Source organism: Veillonella ratti, from assembly GCF_003992115.1.
Taxonomy (GTDB): Bacteria; Bacillota; Negativicutes; order Veillonellales; family Veillonellaceae; genus Veillonella_A; species Veillonella_A ratti.
The window spans coordinates 92,269-116,735 of record NZ_RQUX01000006.1 but is presented as its reverse complement, the minus strand read 5'-3'; the positions used below and the strand labels follow the sequence as shown (position 1 = coordinate 116,735).

The following is a 24,467-nucleotide window of genomic DNA, read 5'->3' as shown; positions in this document are numbered from 1 at the left end:
TTGCACATTCACATAATTTATATGTTGCTCATTTACATTACGCGTTTGGCACCGATATACCGCTCGCCCCAATAACTGTCATTAACACTGGCTATAGCTACGCCGCTACTGGAAGTGGCACTGATAAATTTACCGTCGCCGATATAAATCCCCGAATGGGATACGCCCTCTTCATAGGTTTGGAAGAACACTAAATCGCCGGGCTGCAAATTATGCTTCCCGATTTTCTGGCCTACCAAATATTGTTCATCCGCACTGCGCGGCAAATCAATCCCTGATTTGGCAAATACATAGCGCACATAGCCGGAGCAGTCAAAGCCCTGCGGAGTAGCGCCACCGAATACATACGGCACACCGCGATAACGTTCCGCTTCAGTAATAATTTCACTGATAGACTTTGATACCTTACCGGTTTTAGTAAAAATAAAGTCCGGAGCGATTGGATCGAGAATACCATTTGTCGGTGTCTTTGACTTTATCGTAGCGGTATTTTTCTTGGCTACCGCTTGTACTTTCGCATCGCCGTTTTTATTTGACTTGTTATTTTTTACCTTAGTCTTTTTAGTCGTTTTGGCAGCCGTTGTATCAGTTGCTGCTGCCGCAGTCTTTTTCTGAACCGTAGCTTTACGACCAGCCGCCATTTCCGCGGCAATCTTATCATCAGACATACGGCCCAAACCGGCTACCACATGTTCATCAAGCTCTTTACCCATTAATTTCTTATAAGTAACAGCATCTAAAACACCGTTCACCGGTAAATTGTTATCTTTTTGATATAGGCGTACTGCCCATTTGGTATTCGCATCATACTCGCCATTGAGTCGTGCATTATATCCGGCTGCAATCAACTTCTTCTGAATAGCCGAAATGTCGCCGCCTTTAGCGCCATACGTATACCCGGCCGCACTGACGAATTGTGTGCTGACCATTAACATTACTGCCGCTGTGATGGCGACTTTTCTTTTAATTGATTTCATAGTACTATCCTCAAACTAGTCTCTGAGTACCCATACTTCAACAGGTTCTCCTTACGTCAAAACTGTCTTCTTATAATTATACCACAAATAGTTTGCAGATGACTATTAACTAGCCTTAGACAGCTATATTATTTACTCATTACACTTCGCTTAGGCGTATTATCAGTTTCGATTTACTGTATTATACGCTACAACTTACTGTATTATAAACCTCGTTTTGGTGCATTATTATGCCCTTGCGATTGATTGGCGTCGTCAATATTATAACCGCCGCGAATCCAATATAACGGTCGGTGCTTAACTTCTTCAAACACACGGCCCACATATTCACCGATAATACCGATACCGACGAGCTGTACACCACCTAAGAAGAAAATAGCAACGCCCAAAGTAGCCCAGCCGCTTACAGCGGAGTCGGTGAAGAAATGCACATATAGAATATGCAAAATCATGAGCAAGCTCAATAAGCCGCAAATCAGACCGATATAAAAAGCGGCCCTTAGCGGTACTTTTGAAAAAGCCGCAATGCCGTCCAAGGCAAAGTGCAACATTTTGCGCACACTGAACTTGGATTTGCCGGCAAAACGCGGTGGCGCCACAAAGTGGATTTCCGCTTGCTTATAGCCGATAGCCCCTACGATGCCGCGCAAAAAGCGACCGTGCTCACGGAAACGCAGCAAGGTATCCAAGGCGCGACGATTCATCAGACGGAAATCGGAGCCCCCTTCTACAATTGGCACATTGGCCATTATGTTCATTAATTTGTAATAATATTTTGATGTGAAAGATTTAGCCCAGCCCGCATCTTCCGTGGAATCACGAATGGTGCGCACTACATCGTGGCCTTCTTCCCAAAGTCGAACTAATTCCGGAATCAATTCCGGCGGATGCTGCATATCACCATCCATAGTAATGACCGCATCACCGGTGGAATAATCAAGTCCACAGGTCAGTGCCAATTGATGGCCGAAATTACGGGCCAACAACAACACCTTAACATCTTTATCTTCAGCCGCAATATGGCTGAGCATAGTCGCCGAATCATCGGACGAACCATCATCGACGAAGATAATTTCCTGGTCGTAAGGTAGCGTGTTCAGCACTTTTTTGACCGAGCTGTAGAATTTTTTTATATTTGCCTCTTCATTATATACGGGCACTACTACTGACAATAACATAGGCCGCCTCCGTTTCCTTAATTGCGACTTTATTTTACTAAATTTCAAGGCCCTTGGCAAATAAACAAAGTTTAAAATAAAAAGTTGAACCCCGCCGAAGCAGAGTTCAACTGACTTTCTGCAAAATCTGTTATGTAATCGACTCCGCGTTAAACTTTCAATTCAAATTAAAAGCTTAAATCATATACCACATGACCGATTACATTTTTAATAGGCACAGGGCCGATAAAGCGACTGTCACTGGAATGATTGCGATTATCCCCCATTACGAAGACATGACCTTCCGGTACAACGACCGGTGCCGTTTGGCTATATTGCATAGTCGGTTCTTTCGTATATGGTTCTTCCAATTCCTTGCCATTACGCCATACATGGCCATCTTTAAACTCTAACGTATCGCCCGGCAAGCCGATTACACGTTTTACCCAAGCATCATGGCGTTCCGCATCTTTACTGAAAATAGAAACGTAGTTCGATACAACATCAGCCACATCATCTTTCCAGGTACGATCACGATTAACACGGCTGTCGATGATAACAATATCGCCGTATTGCGGCATATTGCCTTGAATATGATCTAATTTAGATACAACCAGAAAATCACCGTTATGCAGTGTATCTTCCATGGATTCACCGGATACGCGAGTAATCTGACCCAAGAACAAATGAACTACAATCGCAATAGCGAGGGCAATAATAATGGCATATAACCACTCACCGATTTCATGTATAATCTGTTTTCCAATTGACTTTTCTTCTGCCATACAACCTTCCGGCTTCGTTACAACACCCTACTGCCAAGCCATATTGCTTAAAACTTTCAACCACTGTGTTACAAGTTTCTTACCAAGACTCAACCATTGTTGCTAAAACCGGACTCCTTTCTTCAAAGAACCGTGCTGCTATTTAGTGAATCGTCTTCTTCCCGAACTGACCGCCAAATACATCATGCACGTCAGAAATAGTAATAAACGCATTTTCGTCGTTTTCATATACCACGTCTTTCAACTTGGTAATTTCCAAACGCGTCACTACTGAGTATAGCACTTTTTTCGGTTGTTTTGAATAGCCACCTTCACCAAAAAGAACGGTTACGCCACGACCGAGTCGTTTCGTAAGCACTTCACTGATTTCATCAGGATAATCCGTAATAATCATAACACCCTTGGATTCTTCAAGACCGGTGATGGTAATATCAATCATCTTATAGGCGATGAAGTAAGCAATCAAGGAGTACATGGCACTATTCCAGCTATATACAAAGCCGGCGGCACCTAAGATGAATAAGTTTAAGAACATAACGATTTCGCCAACGGAGAAGCTGGATTTTTTGTCAAAAATAATGGCCACAATTTCACTGCCATCCAACGAACCGCCGTTACGAATAATCATGCCAACACCTAAACCAAGGATAATCCCACCGAAAATCGAAGCCAGGAATGGATCGATAGTCACCGGTGGCACATCATGCATGAAGATGGAAAACACGGAAATACACATTACCGAGAATAAGGTGGCAATGGTAAAACTGCGTCCGATAAGGCGATAGCCTATATAGAGGAACGGTAAATTAAGAATCACTACGAACAAACTGAAAGATATGCCCGTAAGTTCCGTTGCCATCAAAGAAATACCGACTACACCACCGTCGATGATGCTATTCGGTACGAGAAATACATCCAAACCGAAGGTATAAATCAAAGACCCTACAATCATCCAAAAGTAACGAATTGCATGATCCTTCCATGTTAATTTTTGTGAACGTTTAGCTGCTGCCATTGTCTATCCCCTTTCTTTCTTGCCCAAAATATATTGTTCACCGATTATCCACGCCGTAAAATCATCAACCGGCACCGGTGGATACAGCATGCCTTTCGGCACCAATCGTTTCAAACCGGTAGGCGGATGAAACTCAAAATAACGTTTACGCGCCACTTCCGTAGTATGTGCTTCTTCAGCCAGCGCTACCGGTAGATCTTGTGTTTTGCCTAAGGTTTCCAATATGTGAAATACAAATTTATGATTCGTCCCATTACCGCAAATTAATTCATTAATCGCATTAAACTGTGTAAGAACGGATGTGAGTGATGTTTCAAGCTCCGCAGTCGGAAAAATTGCTTTATATACTAATGTAGCGGTCGCTTTCGTCATGACCGCAACGCCACTTTTCTCGCGTCCCGGATCCACCGCCAACAGCAAAGGCACCTTGGCGTCTACATTAGCCGCTTTATATAAAGCATCTGTGTCTAATTGCATCCCCAGCCTCCTTTACTATACTCGTGCCAACTATTAGGCACAACCATCGAACATAGCCCTACCCTATTACCTAAAAATTTTCACAAAAAATGCTGTCGGTAGCTAAGCTATCGGCAGCATTCTATCTGTTCCGGCATAGTAATCAAATCGATACCTCAGTTTATAAGCAATACTCAGCCTACATGCCCTACAAACATAGCTGCAACAGGTGAATGTTCCATTTGCTTTTCAAACGAATCTTTTCGATATGTTTTATTATACCATATAAGTAACAAGGCTTAGTTACTAAATCTTATATAGCCTATGCTTTTTTCGCATAATTAAAATCATTGAATCTCATTTTAAGGTATTGCCCCTAAAATTGCATTCGTAACCGCAAAATCCAATTCACATCCTCAAATTACACGTATCAACTTAGTGCGAGTTATTTAATGACTGTTAATTTGACTTACGACTCCGCATTAGCGGTGCGCACCGGATCAAGGCGCAGTTCAATCTGAACCGGACCGGTCGTATACGTATCTTCATTTACAATAGCTCTGATGCGAACAGGACCACTCAAGCGGCTCAATTGACGAATGGTATCAAATAATTCGTCACCCGGTAAGGAGCCTACGTCGCCGGAAATCGGATCCGGCAAAATACCTTTAGACTTCGCCTGGGCATTTACGTCTTTTAAGAAAGATAATACGGCAAACTGCGCATTGTCGCCCCCTTCAACTTCAGCAGACCAAATTACATCGCCCTTATCGTATACTTTCTGATATGGATAAGCATGAATTTCAGCCAAAGCGGCTTCGCCGTAAATAATATTGGCCGCTGCGGTTACTCGAATCGTCATCGGTTCCGTAGCACTGGCCACCTGTTTGGCTACTTCTTCCAAATTATTGCGACTTACATAAATAACGGCACGGTTTTCATCAATACCGAGACGTCGCAAAATCAAACCGTTTGTGTCATTCAAAATACTCGTAATCGCCTTAGCGCTTTCATCTTCGGTTAAGCCAGGACGAACCAAGGCCCCACTTAATACTTCACCGACACGGAAAAGTACGGTACCTTCACGAACATGGGTAATGCCCTCTTCCAAGCGTTTCGTAGTTACCCGTAAATCTTCAATATGTTGTTCCAATTCGATTCTGGTATTTTCCAAGGTTTGAATATCTTTGGCCGATTGGGCCAAGCGTGCATCAGCTTGACGGTACGCTTCTTGAACGGAAACGAGCTCTTCACTCATAGCATTACGAACGGCGCGAGCTTCTTCCAATTCCTCCTGCGTTGCTTGCACATCTTTACGCATCGTATTTAAAGCGACAGTCTTTTCGCTTAACTCTTTTTTGCCCGCTTCCAACTCTTGATTCTTAGCCGCTACATCGCTATTCAACTGATCCATTTCAGCCCGCAACTGCTCCATACCAAAAAGAGCGATACGAACATTTTCCGAGGCAATGGCCAACACTCCTAAGGTAAAGGCGGAAATTAAAATCCCCGTAACAATTGTCATAATAATGGATGTATGTTTAGGCCGTAAGCCAAAAATGGACATACGACGCTTACCGATTTTAGTACCTAATTTATCGCCAATGAAAGCAATGGCGCCGCCCATGATAGCAATAATTAAAATAATATTTAAACCGACCAACATGTCGAGCGCACTCCTTTCCTCTTATAATCAAACTTACCAATTTATCACTAAACCATTTATCCTTAAGACTTATCGTTAACACAGCTACACAAGCTTAAGGTATTTATCTTCTTATAACCTGTCCTAATTGAAAACTGAATCTTATAGTTTCCGTTTCTATTGTACTCTATTTTCAAGAAAAGAAAAAGTAAACTTCATGAAAAAAATGACCTTGGCAAAGCGAATACCAAGGTCAATGTATCTATATCCAATATTTTATTGCAAAACTTCTGAATCTATTGTATTAGATGCCTTTCGTTTTCTTTTTTTCTTTTATTTAGATACTTTCCAGTTCAACCACAAACCGGCGATAATCCCCAAAGTATCAGGAATAGCAGCCGCTACAAGCGGTGGCAACGCTCCCCCTTTACCCAGTGCACCGGTAAAGGTCATTACCCCGTAATACACGAAGATAATAATGACGCTGAGACCAAACCCGATGGACGAGCTGGAACGCTGTTTTTGAAGGCCCAACGGCGCCCCTACCAAGGCAAATACGAAGCTGGCAATAGGAATGGTAAAACGTTGATACATTTCCATTTCCCACTTGGTAGCCGTTACATAGCTCGCATTTAACGCCTTAATTTGTTGACGCAATTCTTTAATCGTCATTTCGTCAGGATCGCGTTGTTCCTGTGAAATCTGATCCGGATCTTTAGCGATTGGCAAAATCTGGTCTTTAAAACGCATCGTACGTTCTACACCATTGCCGTCAGCCGCCAAATCATAAATAACACCGTTGTGCATTACCCAATACGTACCGTTCCAGGTTGCCGTATCGGCATGTTCAATCTGGGTTACTTCACCATTGGTAAAAAGCTGAGCCGTAACGCCGTTAATGAGTTTAGTTGTCGAATCATAACGCTTCGCATACATGAGGGTACTGATATTGTCCCCTTCCATAGTTTTCAAAACAATATGTTCCTGAGCCGGCGGTTCAGCCTGCTTCTTAATTTCATTACGAATAATGTTTTGATACGCATGGTTAGCAGCCGGTACTACATATTCATTGAACGCAATGGCACCGATAGAAATGAAGAATGCCGCAATATACACCGGCATGGCCAAGCGCAAAAAGCTCATGCCACCGGCACGCATTACGATAATCTCACTGGTACCGCTCAAACGGCCGAAAGCCAACAGCGATGCCAAAAGTACGGCCATCGGGAATGTAAGTACCACAATGCTCGGCAAGGCTAAAATAAAGGCCCTGGTTACCGACCATAAGGATGCCCCGTATTCCGTAATATATTGAGCGATACGGAATAAAGTACCGGTCCCTACGAAAATACTGGTAAAGGCAAAAATACCGAAAAGAAAGGGGCCTATAAAACTTTTTAAAATATATTTATCTAATATTCGCATGTTTGTATATCACCAGCCCCTACATATTAAAACTGTCGCCTAAATAATGCTTACGAGCCACCGGACTGTTGGCCACTTCATCAGCGGAACCTTCCAGCAAAATTTTACCATTGCTCAAAATATAAGCACGGTCAACGATCCCTAAAGTTTCACGCACATTATGGTCCGTAATTAAGACGCCGATACCGCGTGCTTTTAGATGGCGAATGATGGACTGAATGTCGGCTACGGCAATAGGATCAACCCCGGCAAACGGTTCATCCAACAAAATAAACCGCGGTGCCAAGGCGATACACCGGGCAATTTCCACACGGCGTCGTTCACCGCCGGATAATTGCATCCCCGTGCGTTGGCGCACATGTTCAATGTGGAATTCCTGCAATAACGCTTCTACCGTTTCCTCAATCTCCGCCTTCGATTTAGTCGTTGTTTCCAGCATGGCGCGGATATTGTCTTCCACGGAGAGTGAACGAAATACAGATGCTTCCTGCGGCAAGTAACCGATACCCTGATCGGCTCTTTTATACATAGGCATTCTGGTAATGTCTTTCTCACCGATGGTAATTGTGCCGCTATTTGGTTTTTCAATGCCAACAATCATGTAGAAGGTGGTTGTCTTACCGGCCCCGTTAGGGCCCAACAAGCCCACCACTTCGCCTTCTTCGACACGAACACTGACACCATCTACAACATTGCGCCCTTTATATGTTTTTACTAAATCTCGGGTTTCAATAAACATTCAAGTTACTCCTTACTGCTGCGGCGTGATGATCAACGTACTACGTCCACCTACAGTTTGTACCGAATTATCTTTCATTTCTAATTTTAATTCCGGCGCATTAAGCACATTACCGTTTTGTACGGCATGAGCATTACCGGTTAAATACGCTACCCCATCATCCTGACCGGGCGTCTGGGTGTACACAGCATTATCTGCACTGGCATCCAAATTGTGCTTAGCACTGTGCAAGGTTACATTTCCTTGTGCCGTGGCACGAATTTCATTGAGCCATCCTTGTACATAATCACCGGTCAATACGGCATCATCCATAACGAGTTTAGCATTGCCGCGAGATGTACCGTATTCCGTTTTAGTATTATACGTTACGGTATCACCGAAAACTTGTTTATTTTCTTTTTGCAAACGTACATTACCGGTTGCCTGAAGCTGTTCATTATTGGTACTGTGAAGCGTCTGAGCGGATAAGGATGTATCCGAACCAATCATGCTGACACCGCCGGATAAATCAGCTTCCTGCGTTTTTGTATTATACCAGCCGGTTTTACCGGTCATCGTCTTGTCTTCATTGATAATTACCACATTGCCATTGGCTCTGGCAATACCGCTGTTACCGTCATATTCCAAGGTATCGGCGGTAATGGACAGATTGGACTGAGCCGCCCAAACCGGTACCGTAAGGCCTGCCACAAGTGCAGTAACCGCCATTATTTTTGACAATTTCATCTGTCAAATCCTCCCATCACTTTTTTACTAATTTAGCATGACCTTTGGCCATGACTTTATTCAATACCGTATCGGCTTCCAATTGATCACCGGTCACTACAGCATCGCTGTTAGAGAATGTAAACGGTGTTTCAGAAGTCAATTTTTTTGTTTTATTATCAAAGGAAATAGATTCGGTAGTAAGTTCCACATCGGCACCATTAGTACCCTTTACACCACCGGCTAATTGCATTTTATTATGGTCCCCCGTCATGTAACCGCGCGGTGCCGTTACAACGAGTGTTTTATCACCATCATAAAATGTTCCTTTCATATTCGTCAGGTAAATCTCCTTAGTCTTCGGATTCACTTTAATCTGTTCCGCCGAAACGGACCAAGCAGTTTTACCATTTTGTTCTTCTGTGATGGTCGATCCGTCAAAAGTCACTAGATTCCCCGTCGGTTGCGTCGGATCCGTTTTCGTTTCCGCCTCACCGCTTAGTAATATCCAGATAAACACCCCTACCAGTGCAAGTACGATGGCTATGACTAAAATCGTCTTCTTATTTTTTAGCATGAACTGCGTCCCTCACCTTCAGTTTTGCCTCAATATCCACTATTTCATTTAGTTTAGTATTCCAACGATGCTGGAACCATAACCATTCGGTAGGATGCTGTCGGATAAAATCTTCCGTAACGCGTACGGTTGCTTCCGTCAAGCGGTAAATATCTTCTTCTTCATTCCCCGTATCTTCATAGTAAAGCGGCGGCAGTATTTCCACTACATGGCCTAACCCATCCGGCTTACGGTGGGTAAATACAGGTACTACAGGGGCTTTAAACTTCTGAGCAAAAGTTGCCGGCCCTGTTACCGCCGATGATTCCTGTCCCAAAAATTCAACCGGTAATCCCTGAATATAACCATCCTGGTCTGCCAAGAAACCTAAAAGTTTCTTCTGTTTCATCGCTTTTACGGCACGAATCATTTCGGAACCGCCGCGAGCAAATACTTCAAGCCCTACCATTTCACGATATTCATTAAGCAATCGTGTAACTTGTGCATTTGGCTGTTTCTTAACAATGGTTGTGGACGGATAACCGCTGGCAGCCAACGCTGCGCCCATCCATTCCCAGTTGCCTACATGGGCCGTCAAAATAACAACGCCTCGTTTCTCGGCCAATGCTTTATCTAAATATTCCATACCGTGCATTTCAATATGCTCGGCAATAAATTCCTTCGTTAAGTTTGGCATGTATAAAATTTCCAGTGCGGAACGGCCCAAATTCTTAAATAACTCACAGAGAATTTGTTCCGCTTCTTTTTCTGAAACATTCATGCCCTTCGTGACATTATAAATGCCACGTTTAATTTGTTTTTTAGCGAACAGCGAGTATAAAGGACCTAAGCCTGCCCCTATACGAAGTATCGTGCGATACGACAACTTACAAGTCAATGCGCTTAAGCCTTTTAACAGTTTATATTGCCATTCATTTGACATACCGTACGTACCTCCTTTCGCTATTGACCTTGACTATATATTTCATTCTTATAATCTTCAACCAATTCGTCCCAACGACCTGATTCTTTAAAAATATGCTCAATGGCTTCACGAATGGCGCCATGACCGCCCGCTTTAGAAGCCGTAAACTTAGCAATTGCTTTTACTTCCGCTACACCGTTAGCCGGTGCCATGGGATACCCTACCGTGGTAAGAGCTCCCAAATCATTTAAATCATCGCCCATATAGGCCATTTCAGCCGTAGCAATACCTAACTCCTCGGCCAGTTCTTTAATAGCTGCCGTCTTATTATGGCAGGCCATACGAACAAAATCAAACTTTAATTCTTCAGTGCGGCGCTCTACCATCTTGGAATAGCGCCCCGTAATAACGGCCAACTTCAAGCCGCCGCGACGGGCTAAGGCAAGACCCAGTCCGTCCTGTGCATTGAACACTTTTATTTCATCACCGGTGGCGGTATAAATAATACCACCTTCGGTCATGACGCCGTCCACATCTAAGATTAAACAGCGCACTTTCATTATACAATACCTCGACGCAATAAGTCTGTAATATGTACAATTCCCAAACATTCTTTCTTATCATTAACTACCGGCAACACCGTAATCGGGCGCGGTTGATTTTTTTCCATCAAATGGAGTGCTTCGGCAGCCAGTTTATCTTTCGTAATCGTGCGTGGCATGGCCGTCATCATGTCTTCTACGGGCCATTCCAAGAAATTGCTGCCCGCATCGAGACCGCGTCGAATGTCACCGTCCGTAACGAGACCGATTAAGTGACCTTCTTCGTCGACCACATTGGTAGCGCCAAGACCTTTTTCCGTCATTACGAATAAAGCATCGCGCACGCTGGCCCCTTTATGAACCACCGGATTATCTTCACCGCTGTGCATAATATTTTCAACCGTTAAGAGTAATTTGCGTCCCAAAGATCCGCCCGGATGGAAAATAGCAAAGTTTTCCGGTGTAAATTTATGACGATCCAACAAACATACCGCCAAGGCGTCGCCTAAAGCGAGGGCTACCGTCGTACTGGTAGTCGGTGCCAACCCCAAAGGACAAGCTTCTTTTTCCACTTCAACCAACAATACGATATCCGAATTCTTGGCTAAGGTCGAATTATGTTTGCCTACTACACTGATTAACTTCGCCCCTATACGACGTAATGAAGGCAATAAACTAATCACTTCACCGGTTTCACCGCTATTGGAAAAGGCCAGCACGATGTCTTCCGACGTAACCATACCAAGGTCTCCGTGCACACCTTCACCGGGATGTAAGAATAACGCCGGCGTCCCAGTTGAGGCCAAAGTAGCCGCCACTTTACGGGCAATGTGACCGGATTTACCCATACCCGTACAAACTACGCGACCATGGGAATTTAAAATCATATTCACCGCATCGATGAAATTACCGTCTAAAGTTGTGATTAATTTTTCAATGGCTTGAGCTTCTTCATGAAGCACTTGAGCCGCTTGCTCCAAAACGTTCATGGATGTTCCATCCCCTCTATTCGTATTCTTCAATTAGCCTTTAACAATTTTGTCAATGGCTACTAAATCACGTAACATTGCTTCCAAATCGTCCAAACGAACCATGTTAGGGCCATCGGACAAAGCCTCTTCCGGATTATCATGAACTTCCATGAAGAAACCATCAACGCCGGCACCGGCAGCGGCTCTCGCCAAGTTAGGCACGAACTCACGCTGACCGGAGGAACTGGTGCCCGCACCGCCCGGTAACTGTACGCTGTGAGTAGCATCGAAAACTACCGGATAACCGAAGCTGCGCATGATTGGGAAGGAGCGCATATCCACTACCAAGTTATTGTAACCAAAGCTGGCACCGCGTTCCGTTAAGAACAAGTTAGGATTACCTGCTTCTTCTACTTTTTTTACAACATTGCTCATATCCTTCGGCGCCAAAAACTGACCTTTTTTAATGCTGATAGCTTTACCGGTTTTGGCAGCGCCGTATACGAGATCGGTCTGACGACATAAGAACGCCGGAATCTGCAATACGTCGAGTACTTCAGCGGCCGGTTCAATCTGTTCAATGGAATGGATATCGCTGATAACCGGAACCTGTAATTCTTTTTTAATATGAGCTAAAATTTTAAGACCTTCTACAAGACCTGGTCCGCGGAAAGAATTAAAGCTGGAACGATTGGCTTTATCGAAGGAAGCCTTAAAGATATAAGGAATGCCTACGCGTTCGCAGATTTCTTTGGCACGACGACCAATATTGAGCGTGCGTTCCGGATCTTCAATTACACAAGGACCGGCCATTAGGAAAAGACCTTTGCCACCACCAAGGGTTAAGTTGCCTACTTTAACTTCTTTCATGAATATCTCCTTATATAATACACTTCAAATTTAAAATTTATATGGAAAAACCGATATTTTTGCTCTTACAAGCCCTGTTTTTTAAAAATTTCATTAACAGCAGCCAAATCTTCCGGCGTATCGACACCGATAAAACGAGCATCGGTTTTTATAACTTGAATAGCAATGCCATTTTCTAAAGCACGCAGTTGCTCCAATGACTCCGTAAGTTCTGCAGGCGTTGGCTCCATCTTCGCGAATTCCAGGAGAAAATCTCGGGTATACGCATAAATGCCGATATGCTTTAATGGTGCATTCACAAACGCATTGCGTGGATAAGGAATCAACGAGCGGGAAAAATACATAGCCTGGCCTTTTAAATTACAAATAACCTTTACGGCTGACGGCTCATTATATTCCGCTTCCCCTAAAGGAGCGCCTACGGTCGCCATTTTAAGCTCACCGTCATGACGGAATAAATCGCCCAAGCTATCGATTAAATCCGGCGCAATCAAAGGTTCATCGCCCTGAACATTGATAATTACATCAATATCAGGTCTCGCTTCAGCCACTTCCGCCAAGCGATCGGTACCGGTCAAATGATCGGCCTTCGTCATAATAGCCGTGCCGCCAAAGCCCGCAACAGCATCAAATACACGCTGATCGTCCGTAGCCACAATGACTTCATCAGGCACGGTAGCCTTCGAGACTTGCTCATAGACGCGCTGAATCATCGGTTTGCCCGCAATATCCGCCAATGGCTTACCGGGTAAACGGGTCGACGCATATCGTGCGGGAATGACACAAGCTATTTTCATAAAGTATCCTTCTTTCCTACGCCTTTAATACAGGCCTTAAACTCTTCTTCCCCTTTGATAAATTCAATACCGATAGGGATTACATATACAGGTATCTTCAAATCATGTACGGCTTGCATTTGACTTAATTTAACCGCATCTTTTTCGGTCGTCACAATGGCTGTAGCACCTTTGGCAAAAGCAGTACACCACATTTTAACCACATCATCGGTAGTATATTCATGATGATCGCCAAAATCCAAACTTTCAATGACTTCGTAACCAAGACTGTTTACGGTGTGCTGAAATGATTCCGGTCGACCGATACCGCTCACCGTTAAAAACTTGTGAGACACTACGAGTGAAGCTTGCGCTTCTTCATTGCGCTCCCAAGAATCCAAAGTTTGCATGCCCAACGGCTTATGAATGGTTTCTACAATCGGAATATTCGGTGCCAACTGCCCGAGGCGATGTTTAATACCGAATAGAATATCTGCCGGTACCTGATCCGTCTTAGTCAAAACGAATAAATCGGCACGACGCAAACCGTCCAGCGGTTCACGTAAAAGACCGCGCGGTAATACATGATCATAGCCGAACGGATTAGCCGCATCAATGAGCACGATATCTAAATCACGAGCCAGCTTGCGATGCTGAAAACCATCATCTAATACAAGTATATCACTACCAAGCGTTGCTGTCGCTACTTTGGCAGACGCTGCGCGCTCACGACCGATAACCACGCTGGTGTGCCCCAGCCCTTTACCTAAGAGCCAAGCTTCATCACCACTCACGGCAGGGGTTACTTCCAAGCGACCGCGGCGGGATACAACGATTGTATCCTGATTATCCTCGGCCCGATAGCCTCGACTCAGTACAGCCGGCGCCATATTAAGCGATTCTAAATATTGGCAAACATAACGCACCATCGGTGTCTTACCGGTACCGCCGGCCGTAATATTGCCAACGCTGATTACCGGCACGGTAGCCCTGGTAACGCCTTGGAGCTTATCAAATTTCTGATTGCGATAGGTTGCTCCTTGCGCATATACCATACTTAACAAACCAAGGCCGCCTCTGGCAACGTCTGCCAACGGCCCTTTTGCCCGACCGCTCACCAACTTTTTAAACAGTTGTTCCCCTTTCATGAGCTCTTACCTCCTTTGCCGTAACTTTATAATTCAGTTTAAGTTACGGAATGATGTGATAGTTTTCAAATAATTTACGTAACTCTTCCGTATTGCGCTGGGTGGCACCGCGGTTTTCATAAATAATTTCCAAACAGTTCCGCCCCATCGCTTCGCGACGTTCCTTATGGCGACAAAGTTCGAGCATAGTATCGGTCAATTCTTTGCCATCTTTAACCATAAGACATGCATCTCTTGAGCTTAAGAGTGAGTAAATTTCTTTAAAATTAAACATATGCGGCCCTACCAAAATCGGTTTGCCGTGAGCCGCCGGTTCTAAAATGTTATGGCCCCCGGTGCGAACTAAGGAACCACCTACAAATATAATATCACCTAAGCTGTAAAGCCTACCCAATTCACCGATTGTATCGAGTACCACTACCGGTGTTTTCTCATGAACCGGTCCGGTCATGACACTGCGACAAATCGCCTTGAGACCATACTTTTCAGCTAAACTTTTGACGTCATTGCCGCGCATAATTTCACGCGGCGCAATGAGTAAGCGCGCTTCCGGATATACCTTTAAAATCTCATTAAAGGCCGTCAAAACAGCATCTTCCTCACCGCGATGCGTACTGCCGGCTACGATAATCGGATGGTTACGGCCAAAGCCGAATTCATCTTGGAGTTTCTTTTTCTCTTCGTCCGTTACCTGAGCATACGTCTGATCGTACTTCGTATTACCGGTTACGGTAATGCGATCTTTGGCGGCGCCGAGGTATTCGATATATTCCGCATCCAATTTAGACTGCATGCAGAAGTATTGAATGGACGCCAGCATTTCTTTCGTAAAGGAACGAATCATCCAGTACCGCTTCATACTGCGATCGCTGATGCGACCATTTACCATCATAACCGGAATTTTTTCATCTTCCGCAATGCGCAAGAAGTTCGGCCAGATTTCCGTTTCAACGAGTAAAATCGTAATCGGTTTAATGATATCCAAAATACGACGCGTCAAAAACGGCAAATCCAACGGAAAGAAAATAATCCCTTCCGCTTCCGGAATGATGCGATGTGCCATGGCATGGCCGGTAGCGGTAACCACCGATACGACTACGACGGCTTCCGGAAATTTCTTTTTAATATCTTTTACAATGGGACTGGTTGCCACAATTTCACCTACCGATGCGGCATGCACCCAAATAGCACGACGGCCTTCGATTTTGCGCATCAATGAATCGGGCATAAAACCGGCACTCTGCCGAATACGCTCATAGAAACCTTCTTCAAACGCCAGTCGATAGAGGATGACCGGTATCAAACCAATCCAATATATAATTAGTAATACGTTGTATACCCAATACATCCTTAATGTCCTTTACTTGCAAATTGCACGGAATATAAATGTTGATAGAGCCCATTTTGAGCGAGGAGCTCTTCATGAGTTCCCACTTCTTCAATATGTCCCTGACGCAATACAATAATCTGGTCCGCATTCTTGATTGTGCTGAGACGATGAGCAATAACGAACGCCGTACGGCCTTTCATCAATCGTTCCAACGCTTCCTGCACGAGTTTTTCACTTTCCGTATCAAGGGCAGATGTAGCTTCGTCTAAAATCAAGATTTTCGGATTTTTCAAAATCGCTCGGGCGATGGCAATCCGTTGACGCTGACCGCCGGATAAGGAGCTGCCTCGCTCCCCTACCACGGTGTCAAAACCGTGCGGTAATTTTTCGATAAATTCGAGGGCATTAGCCGCTTTCGCTGCGGCATACACTTCCTCTTCCGTACCGTCTAAACGACCGTATAAGATATTATCGCGAATTGTGGCGTTAAATAACATTGTTTCCTGCGGCACCAAGCCTACCTGTTCACGCAAGGAGTTAAAGGTTACATCGCGCACATCCACACCGTCAATGCGAAGTGCCCCCGCCGTTACATCATAAAAACGGGGCAACAGATTGGCAATAGTCGTCTTGCCGGCGCCGGATGGGCCTACAATGGCAACCACACGACCGGCCGGCACCGTAATGGATACATCCGTTAAAGCCGGTTTTTCACCGTCATAAGAGAATGACACGTGGTCAAATTCAACTTGACCGGTCAATTCCGGTAAGGCAATCGCATTCGGCTTTTCCTTAACCTGTGGCTCGGTATCCAAAATTTCAAAAACACGGTCGCCTGCAGCCATGGCTTTTTGAATATTACCGTATACTTGGCTGAGACGTTTTACCGGATTAGATAAGTTAATCGCATAGATTAAGAAAGCGATTAACGAACCGGCGGAAATAGCGCCCGTTACTACATTATAACCCCCATACCAGAGAATGACCGTTACCGCAATGGCTGCGGAAAATTCAACGAGCGGGCTCAATAAGGCGGATAACTTAGTGGCTTTCATAGCGGCCAAAAAGTTACGCTTATTTTCCTTCTCAAAACGCACGACTTCATAATCTTCACGAGCAAAGGAGCGAACTACGCGAATACCGGAAATAACTTCCTGCAAAAGGGATGTAATATCCGCAATACGGCCCTGCACATCATGACCGGCCAAGCGAAGACGCTTACCGAAAACATTGATAAGGCCAAGCACGACCGGTACGATGATGAAGGTTACCAAAGTTAATTTCCAATCTATGAGAATCATAGAAACCAAGGAACCGATTAAAGTAACCCCTTCCGTGATGAACGAAATCAAATTATCGACGATGGCCGTCTGCAAAGCACCAACGTCATTGGTTAAATTACTCATTACTACGCCCGTTTTACGGCGATCAAAATAAGCCTGATCGAGGCGCTGTAACTTTTTAAACAAAGCTTCACGAATATCGATGATAACTCGCTGTCCTACATAACTCATGGTATAGGTCTGACCGTAAGTGGCAAAACCGCGCACCAGAAAGACCAACAAAATGGCAACCACGATGAGATTTAACATCTGCATATCTTTCGCCTGCAGCACATCATCCACTACATTTTTGATGAGCCAAGGCACCACTAAATAAGCGGCTGCCGCTATAATCATACAAATTAAACCGAAAATCAAACGTCCGATATACGGTTTAATGTATACTAATAATCGTTTATAACTTCCCATTCATATCCTCCGGAACCATTAATTTGCATCACCAGGGGCGCTCTCATTGGCACTGACCTTCGCACTGTCAGTATCGCCGTCGGGTGCGCTAATATTGGCACTGTCAGTGTTGCCGTAATTTGAGCTGTTAGCAGCGCCGGCCACATTAGCTACCACTTGAGCTACACGCTTAACCGCGCCTTCACCGCCTAAGGCTTCTTTAACGGCATGCAAATCATCAATCATGGTATTTCGTCTAACTGAATCCTCCAATAAAGAGGTCAATTCCTTAGCAATATTCACAGGAGTTACCTGCCCTTGCAATAATTCGGGAATCACTTCGCGGCCCGCCACAATATTCGGCAAGCCCACATGGGTTAAATTCACCAATAGTTTGCCTAACATAAAGGTAACCGGCGACAGACGGTACAATAAAATTGTGGGTAAACCCATCAATGCCGTCTCCAGCGTGGCCGTCCCTGATGCAGCGAGACACACATCACAGCTTTGCATTAAATCATAGGTATGGTCTTCTGTAATTGTAACGGGCACCTTATAGTTACTAACAATAGCTTCTAATTCTTCTTTATCAATCGTATGCGCTCGCGGCAAATAAAAAGCCAAATTGCTATGCTTTTGCATGACAATTTCCGCCCCTTTAAGCATACGGTCGAGGAGTCCTAACACTTCCTGCTTACGGCTTCCGGGCATGAGCAACACCCGCTTAGTATTAGGTTCCATATGGAAATAGGCCATCGCTTCAGCCTTCGTCATAGTCGGTTTCACAATGTCCACCAACGGATTGCCCACAAATTCCACATCTACGCCGAATTCACGATACGCCGCCGCTTCAAACGGAAATATGGACGCCACTTTGGTCACCGTCTTGGCAATATCCTTGCCACGACTGCGATGCCAGGCCCATATAGTAGGTGCAATATAATAGACAACGGGAATCCCCAATTCATGAGCGACTTTAGCCAGTTTCATATTAAAGCCGGGATAATCGACACAAACCAAAACATCCGGCTTTTCCCGCATCATAATATCTTTTAAATAGGCTCTCAGTTTGAAAAAAGAAGGCAATGCCTTAACAATTTCCACGATGCCGATGTAGCCGAGCTGTTTAATATCGTACACAATATTAACGCCCGCAGCAGCCATGCGCGAACCGCCCATGCCAAGCATGGTTACCTCGGGATATAAGGTTTTTAACGCACCGGCAACACTGGCCGCATGCGTATCGCCCGATGCTTCTCCGGCTGAAAACATGACTTTCATCAGAACCTCCAAGATAGTAATTACGCTTTATCAAAATGCACTTCAAAGGCTTTTACCCTTTGAAAGGCAACCCATTCTTTATCAGAATTATTCTTCTTCCGGACCGTCAACGGCACAGATAATAAGGCCTTTTTCGTTAGCCAATTTAATAACCTCGGCCTGCTCCACAAAGATAGTGCGCTCCGCTTCCATAGCAAGAATTTTGCAATCACTATCCAGCATAGATTGAATCGTTGTAAGGCCCACAGCAGGCACATCAAAACGCACATCCTGTCGAGGTTTGGCTGTTTTAACCACAACCGCATTACCACGCCCTAAGGCGCCGCCGCGCTTAATGCACGCATCGGTCCCTTCAATCGCTTCAATGGCCATAACCGCCATATCTTTGACCACAACGGTTTGACCGATGTCGAGTCCGCCCATTTGTTTGGCCACATCAAAACCGAAGAGGATATCGGCCATTTGTTCTTTGGACGGTTTAGCCTTCGTCAAGACACCCGCCTTAGGCATGAGGGGTTTCATATAAACGGTTTGGTCCACCACCTGAATACCTTCTTTAGCCAGTTCCTCCACGATAGTCAGCATAATCGTGTCATCCTTGCGATTGCGAAGTTTAGTGAGTAATTTTATGGTCCGCAAATCAGGCATAACCAACCCTTTAAATAAAATCTCTTTGGTTACTTTGCCGAGCATGGTCACTTCCGTGATGCCTTCTTTATGAAGTGTTTTAAAAATTTTATCTATCTTTGCCACATTGATTTCATAGAAAGCATCAGCTTCTATTTTTAGCTCCGGTTCCGTGTCGGGAATAACAGCAATAACGACTACTTCATAGCCTTCCGATTGCGCTGCTCGTAAAAATTCCACCGGCAATTTACCTACGCCGGCCAGTAATCCGACTTTTGCCATCGTTTCCTCCCAGTTCTTTGTATTTAAAGACATAATATATAATATTATATCAAATTTTACCTTATTTTTGAACAAAAAGAGCCTTCCCTTTCAGGGTCAAACCACTCTTTTGACCCGTCAAGGCAAGACTCTTACTTTTTAATCGCGGCGAAGACGCATAATGCCACGGTCTGCATTGCGCAAGAAACGCAATAAGTTCTCAATTTCTACGGAAGAGTTTAATTGCATTTCCATTTCTTCAATCGCTCTGGACAAGCTAAAACCGGAGCGATAAATGATGAGGAATGCCTGTTTCAAATCATGGCGTACTTCTTCAGAAATTCCGGCGCGGGATAAACCTACGGAATTAAGGCCGATTACACGAGCCGGCTGGCCGTCGGCAATTACGTAAGGCGGAATATCCTGCACTACTTTAGCCATACCGCCAACCATGGCATTACGACCGATTTTTACAAACTGATGAATGCCTGCAATACCGCCGATAACTACTCGATCTTCGACGATAACATGTCCGGCGAGACCGGCACAGTTACTCATAATTACATTGTTGCCTACGATGCAGTTATGGGCAACATGAGTGCATGCCTGGAATAGGCAGTTATTGCCTATGCGAGTTTCTTCACCTTCACCGGTAGCACGACTGATGGTAACGCATTCACGAATGACTGTTTCATCACCAATATTGCAAAAGCTCTTTTCACCTTTAAACTTTAGATCTTGAGGTTCTAACCCTACAGCCGATCCCGGGTAAAGTTCACAACGTTGTCCAATGGTAGTCCAACCGCCTACGACTACATTGGCACCGATTTTGGTTCCGTCACCGATTGATACATTTTCACCGATTACGGCACCGGGGCCGATAATTACCCCTTGGCCAATCTTAGCGTCCGGATGTACCACCGCGGTGCTATGTATATTAGAGGTAGCATTCTCCATGCCTACTACTATCATCTATGTCACTCCTTGCTCTGTTGAGATTGCGACTATTACGCTAAATGTTGCTTTATTAATAACATAATCGTAATAAACTTAAATTAGTGAACTTTCATTTTAGAAAGTTTTACAATCAGGAACAGAGAAATTTTATAATAATTATGAGAAAATATGCTTTTATCACATTTTATCTCGAGTTTTTAAGGTTTTACTTCTTTACAAGTGCAAACATGTACTCGCCACTGGCTACCAATTTATCACCAACATAGGCTCTGCCTTCTACCTTACCCATCATGCCTTTAATTTTTACAACATCCGCTTCCATGCGAACTTGGTCGCCCGGTTTTACAGGATGACGAAAACGTACTTTATCAATGCCTGTAAACATAGGTGTAAGGCCACGATTTTCTTCCGGATAAAGAAGGGCAATGCCGCCAACTTGAGCAATCGCTTCCGTTAACAATACGCCGGGCATTACCGGGTTTCCCGGGAAATGACCTTGGAAGAACAGTTCGTTCATTGTAGCATTTTTAATGCCTACGGCACGCTTCATAGGTTCCAATTCAATAATACGATCAACCAATAATAGTGGGTATCGATGCGGTAAAATTTCCATAATGTCTTCAACTGTAAGAATCATCTTAATCCTCCTTCATTTCTTGCAAAATTTCACGGGCCAAACGGGAATTCAATTCATGACTGGACTTCAACGCAATAATATGTCCCTTAATTGGTCCAAGGAGGAATAAATCCCCAAGAATATCCAATATTTTGTGTCGAACCAATTCATCATCAAAACGCGGTACCGATAAACATTTGGTATCATCATAGACCAAAACATTATCCACATTGCCGCCCTTAGCGAGTCCCATTGCTTGCAACTGTTTTAATTCACTCATAAAACCGATAGTTCGCGCCGGTGAGATTTCACTGACAAACACGTCAGAATCTATGTCAATATCCACCTGTTGTGTCCCCAGTAGCGGATGATTGTTGACCGAAGTAAAAGTTACACGTAAACCATCATAAGGTACGATTAAAATATAACGATCGCCGTCATATACAGTATGAGCCTGTTTTACTGCATATACCTTACGCTCCGCCGCCAATTCTTTAACGCCTGCGGTTTGCATCAAATCTACAAACACAGCTGCACTGCCGTCACCAATCGGTGGTTCCGGCGAATTCAATTCTACATAGCAATTATCTATGCCCAATCCATAAAAAGCCGCCAATAAATGTTCTACCGTAAATACTTTGGCTTCACCCGATTCCAAGGTAGTAGCCCGGTTTGTATTGGTAACATTGGCCGGAGTTGCTTTAACTGAAGGATTCCCCGGTAAATCAGTGCGCACAAACACAATCCCTGTATCAGCTGTTGCCGGACGTAATGTCATGGTCACCGGCAGACCGCTATGGAGTCCTGTGCCTTCATAGGCAATTTCTTTAACGAGGGTCTTTTGCTTAAGTACCATCAGACTCCTCCTTTCCTTGTCATAACCTGGGAACGATAAGAGTGACCCTACTATTCGATTGCACATACATTGCGAAAGGTCACTCTTCAATACACTGTCTTTTATTATATACTATTCTCAAAAGACATGGCAAGTATGGCCTCAGTCCTTCATTGGATCCGGTGGTACTTCCATTTTACCTGCATAATAACGGCGTGTCCACTTCCAACGATTGTGAAGCCAGAACCAGTCTTCCGGATAGCGTCTGATATAGTCTTCAATCCATTCATTCAAACGAGTCAACGTAACTGCGGTATCTCGTTTTTTGTCATCCGTATGCTCCGCATAGAACGGCGGATGAGCGGTAACGATGTATTTTTCTTCAAATTCATCGTAGCGAATGGTTACCGGTATAATCGGAACATCCTGCATACGACCCATTACGGCAGGTCCTACCGGGGTCAAGGTTTCATAGCCGAAGAACGGCACCAATTGCCCTTGAGCAGCCGGATCCTGGTCCATAATAAGTCCAATCATAGAGCCTTTTTGAAGCTCTCTGATCATTTCGCGTACACCGGTTTTATACGTCACATGCTGATGCATGAGCGCTCTATATTCATTGATAAATTTATCGGCGTCCCCATTCTGTCTCATGGCAACCGATATTAACGGATAGCCTTCGGATGCTAAAATACCACCCAGAAGTTCCCAGTTGCTGCTGTGAATCGCCATGAGCACAGCCCCCTTACCGCCTTCTTGAGCATCATCCAAATATTCACGGTCAACCCATTCGAACATTTCTTTATATTTGCCATCCTTAATTTCCGGATAACGCAATACATCGATGATCATACGTCCGAAGCGGGTTGTACTCTTTTTAGCTATTCGTCTTGCTTCTTTAGGATCGTCTGTAATATTGCAGAATAAAATCTGCCCTATAGCCAATTTGCGGCGTTTCGGCGGTAAAAACAACCAAAAAATTTCGCCCAGCAAATAGCCGATACCATATTGTATACTATGAGGCATCATACAGATAAAAGCACTAAAGAGCTTCATAAACCTATACATATACTCTCCTATTTCGCCGCCAATTCTTCTTTTAAGGCAGCCAGTTCTTTTTCTAAACGCTTAATTGTTTTGGCCATATCCGGCAAACGATTTTCATAAGCAGCCAATTTAAGCCATTCCTTATGAGGTCGATGCGGATAGCCGGCATAGGTCCCATTGGCCGGAACATTACCGACAATGCCTGTTTTCCCTGCAAAGGTAACATTATCACCGATTGTGATGTGACCGGTACAACCGGTCTGACCGGCAAAAATTACATGATTGCCGCATTTAGTACTGCCTGCAATACCAACCTGAGCAATGAGGAAGCAATCTTCACCGATTTCAACATTGTGCCCTAAATGCACCAAATTGTCAATCTTAGTGCCTCTTCTTACCAAGGTGGAACCCATAGTTGCATTATCAATGCAGGAACAAGAGCCTACTTCCACATCATCTTCAAGAATTACATTGCCAACTTGCGGGATATGCGTATGTTTCCCCGCTTCGGTAGCAAAACCGAAGCCTTCACCGCCAATAACGGCTTTAGCTCTAAGAATTACGCGTTTACCTAAAATACAATTTTCATGAACAATGGCACCACTGTATAAAGTAGAGTCGTCGCCAATGCGTACATTGTGGCCTACGTAAACATAAGGATGTAATACTACATTGTCACCGATAACCGCATTATCATAAATTATGCAGTACGGTCCTACCGTTACATTCTTGCCTAATGTTACATTGTTGCCGATAATCGCCGTTTCATGAATACCGGTAGGAAATACTACCGGCGGATGAAAAGTTTGTAAAATCTGCGCAAAAGCGGCCTTAGCATTATGAACTACAATTTGAGGAATGCTCACATCGGCCAACGGTGCTTCTACAATGACAGCGCCTGCTTTGCTTTGCCCTACATGTTCACAATATTCGCCTATGGCAAATGAAATTGCCTGCGGTGCCGCTTGATCGAGACCACGGGTTTCCGTAATCTCAACGCTACCGTCACCTACTACTTTACCTTCTACACTCTTTGCCAGTTCCTCAACTGTATACTTCACCGTGAAAGTCTCCTCTCGCTGATCGAATTA

At 44.4% G+C, this 24,467-nt stretch carries 25 protein-coding genes; all 25 read right to left on the bottom strand.

The window, feature by feature from the left end; translation table 11 throughout:
* Positions 1 to 32: 32 nt before the first annotated feature.
* Positions 33 to 977, bottom strand: coding sequence for a C40 family peptidase (locus tag EO124_RS04225; protein WP_127058470.1), 945 nt, complete (start codon positions 975 to 977; stop codon positions 33 to 35).
* Between the two features lie 203 nt (positions 978 to 1,180).
* Positions 1,181 to 2,155: a glycosyltransferase family 2 protein gene (locus EO124_RS04220; RefSeq protein ID WP_127058469.1), complete on the bottom strand. Its 975-nt coding sequence runs from the start codon at positions 2,153 to 2,155 to the stop codon at positions 1,181 to 1,183.
* A gap of 167 nt (positions 2,156 to 2,322) precedes the next feature.
* A complete protein-coding gene (gene lepB / locus EO124_RS04215) occupies positions 2,323 to 2,919 on the bottom strand; it encodes a signal peptidase I (RefSeq protein ID WP_127058468.1) in 597 nt (198 codons plus the stop codon).
* A 142-nt stretch (positions 2,920 to 3,061) separates the two neighbouring features.
* Positions 3,062 to 3,934 carry a YitT family protein gene (locus EO124_RS04210; RefSeq protein WP_438873613.1) on the bottom strand — a complete coding sequence of 291 codons (873 nt, stop codon included), beginning with the start codon at positions 3,932 to 3,934 and terminating at the stop codon, positions 3,062 to 3,064.
* 3 nt (positions 3,935 to 3,937) lie between these two features.
* Entirely contained in the window at positions 3,938 to 4,411 is a 474-nt protein-coding gene (locus tag EO124_RS04205) for a hypothetical protein (protein WP_127058467.1), read from the bottom strand.
* A gap of 448 nt (positions 4,412 to 4,859) precedes the next feature.
* Positions 4,860 to 6,056, bottom strand: coding sequence for a DUF3084 family protein (locus EO124_RS04200; RefSeq protein ID WP_127058466.1), 1,197 nt, complete (start codon positions 6,054 to 6,056; stop codon positions 4,860 to 4,862).
* Positions 6,057 to 6,368: 312 nt separating this feature from the next.
* Positions 6,369 to 7,460 (bottom strand): LptF/LptG family permease, encoded by a 1,092-nt coding sequence (locus EO124_RS04195; protein ID WP_127058465.1) that lies wholly within the window; start codon positions 7,458 to 7,460, stop codon positions 6,369 to 6,371.
* A 19-nt stretch (positions 7,461 to 7,479) separates the two neighbouring features.
* Positions 7,480 to 8,199 (bottom strand): LPS export ABC transporter ATP-binding protein, encoded by a 720-nt coding sequence (gene lptB / locus EO124_RS04190; RefSeq protein ID WP_021840899.1) that lies wholly within the window; start codon positions 8,197 to 8,199, stop codon positions 7,480 to 7,482.
* Positions 8,200 to 8,211: 12 nt separating this feature from the next.
* Positions 8,212 to 8,925, bottom strand: coding sequence for an LptA/OstA family protein (locus EO124_RS04185; RefSeq protein ID WP_127058464.1), 714 nt, complete (start codon positions 8,923 to 8,925; stop codon positions 8,212 to 8,214).
* 16 nt (positions 8,926 to 8,941) lie between these two features.
* Positions 8,942 to 9,481 carry an LPS export ABC transporter periplasmic protein LptC gene (gene lptC / locus EO124_RS04180; RefSeq protein WP_127058463.1) on the bottom strand — a complete coding sequence of 180 codons (540 nt, stop codon included), beginning with the start codon at positions 9,479 to 9,481 and terminating at the stop codon, positions 8,942 to 8,944.
* On the bottom strand, positions 9,468 to 10,403 hold the full coding sequence (locus EO124_RS04175; RefSeq protein ID WP_127058462.1) for a lysophospholipid acyltransferase family protein: 936 nt from the start codon (positions 10,401 to 10,403) through the stop codon (positions 9,468 to 9,470). Before EO124_RS04175 ends, lptC begins: the two co-directional genes overlap by 14 nt.
* 20 nt (positions 10,404 to 10,423) lie before the next feature.
* Entirely contained in the window at positions 10,424 to 10,945 is a 522-nt protein-coding gene (locus EO124_RS04170; protein WP_127058461.1) for a KdsC family phosphatase, read from the bottom strand.
* Positions 10,945 to 11,916, bottom strand: coding sequence for a KpsF/GutQ family sugar-phosphate isomerase (locus tag EO124_RS04165; RefSeq protein WP_021840894.1), 972 nt, complete (start codon positions 11,914 to 11,916; stop codon positions 10,945 to 10,947). Before EO124_RS04165 ends, EO124_RS04170 begins: the two co-directional genes overlap by 1 nt.
* 33 nt (positions 11,917 to 11,949) lie before the next feature.
* Positions 11,950 to 12,768: a 3-deoxy-8-phosphooctulonate synthase gene (kdsA, locus tag EO124_RS04160; protein ID WP_021840893.1), complete on the bottom strand. Its 819-nt coding sequence runs from the start codon at positions 12,766 to 12,768 to the stop codon at positions 11,950 to 11,952.
* Between the two features lie 65 nt (positions 12,769 to 12,833).
* On the bottom strand, positions 12,834 to 13,565 hold the full coding sequence (kdsB, locus tag EO124_RS04155) for a 3-deoxy-manno-octulosonate cytidylyltransferase (RefSeq protein ID WP_127058460.1): 732 nt from the start codon (positions 13,563 to 13,565) through the stop codon (positions 12,834 to 12,836).
* A complete protein-coding gene (lpxK, locus tag EO124_RS04150; RefSeq protein ID WP_127058459.1) occupies positions 13,562 to 14,692 on the bottom strand; it encodes a tetraacyldisaccharide 4'-kinase in 1,131 nt (376 codons plus the stop codon). Before lpxK ends, kdsB begins: the two co-directional genes overlap by 4 nt.
* 43 nt (positions 14,693 to 14,735) lie before the next feature.
* Positions 14,736 to 16,040 carry a 3-deoxy-D-manno-octulosonic acid transferase gene (locus tag EO124_RS04145; protein WP_127058458.1) on the bottom strand — a complete coding sequence of 435 codons (1,305 nt, stop codon included), beginning with the start codon at positions 16,038 to 16,040 and terminating at the stop codon, positions 14,736 to 14,738.
* Between the two features lie 2 nt (positions 16,041 to 16,042).
* Entirely contained in the window at positions 16,043 to 17,773 is a 1,731-nt protein-coding gene (gene msbA, locus EO124_RS04140; RefSeq protein ID WP_127058457.1) for a lipid A export permease/ATP-binding protein MsbA, read from the bottom strand.
* An 18-nt stretch (positions 17,774 to 17,791) separates the two neighbouring features.
* Positions 17,792 to 19,033: a lipid-A-disaccharide synthase gene (lpxB, locus tag EO124_RS04135; protein ID WP_127058456.1), complete on the bottom strand. Its 1,242-nt coding sequence runs from the start codon at positions 19,031 to 19,033 to the stop codon at positions 17,792 to 17,794.
* An 87-nt stretch (positions 19,034 to 19,120) separates the two neighbouring features.
* The gene (locus tag EO124_RS04130) at positions 19,121 to 19,942 is read right to left on the bottom strand and encodes an LpxI family protein (protein WP_127058455.1); all 822 of its coding nucleotides are present in this window, start codon (positions 19,940 to 19,942) and stop codon (positions 19,121 to 19,123) included.
* A 138-nt stretch (positions 19,943 to 20,080) separates the two neighbouring features.
* Positions 20,081 to 20,893 carry an acyl-ACP--UDP-N-acetylglucosamine O-acyltransferase gene (gene lpxA / locus EO124_RS04125; protein ID WP_127058454.1) on the bottom strand — a complete coding sequence of 271 codons (813 nt, stop codon included), beginning with the start codon at positions 20,891 to 20,893 and terminating at the stop codon, positions 20,081 to 20,083.
* Positions 20,894 to 21,083: 190 nt separating this feature from the next.
* Positions 21,084 to 21,515, bottom strand: coding sequence for a 3-hydroxyacyl-ACP dehydratase FabZ (gene fabZ / locus EO124_RS04120; RefSeq protein ID WP_021840885.1), 432 nt, complete (start codon positions 21,513 to 21,515; stop codon positions 21,084 to 21,086).
* A gap of 1 nt (position 21,516) precedes the next feature.
* Positions 21,517 to 22,350 (bottom strand): UDP-3-O-acyl-N-acetylglucosamine deacetylase, encoded by an 834-nt coding sequence (gene lpxC, locus EO124_RS04115; RefSeq protein WP_127058453.1) that lies wholly within the window; start codon positions 22,348 to 22,350, stop codon positions 21,517 to 21,519.
* A gap of 141 nt (positions 22,351 to 22,491) precedes the next feature.
* Positions 22,492 to 23,397: a lysophospholipid acyltransferase family protein gene (locus tag EO124_RS04110; protein ID WP_021840883.1), complete on the bottom strand. Its 906-nt coding sequence runs from the start codon at positions 23,395 to 23,397 to the stop codon at positions 22,492 to 22,494.
* An 8-nt stretch (positions 23,398 to 23,405) separates the two neighbouring features.
* Positions 23,406 to 24,437 carry a UDP-3-O-(3-hydroxymyristoyl)glucosamine N-acyltransferase gene (gene lpxD, locus EO124_RS04105; RefSeq protein ID WP_127058452.1) on the bottom strand — a complete coding sequence of 344 codons (1,032 nt, stop codon included), beginning with the start codon at positions 24,435 to 24,437 and terminating at the stop codon, positions 23,406 to 23,408.
* Between the last annotated feature and the right edge of the window lie 30 nt (positions 24,438 to 24,467).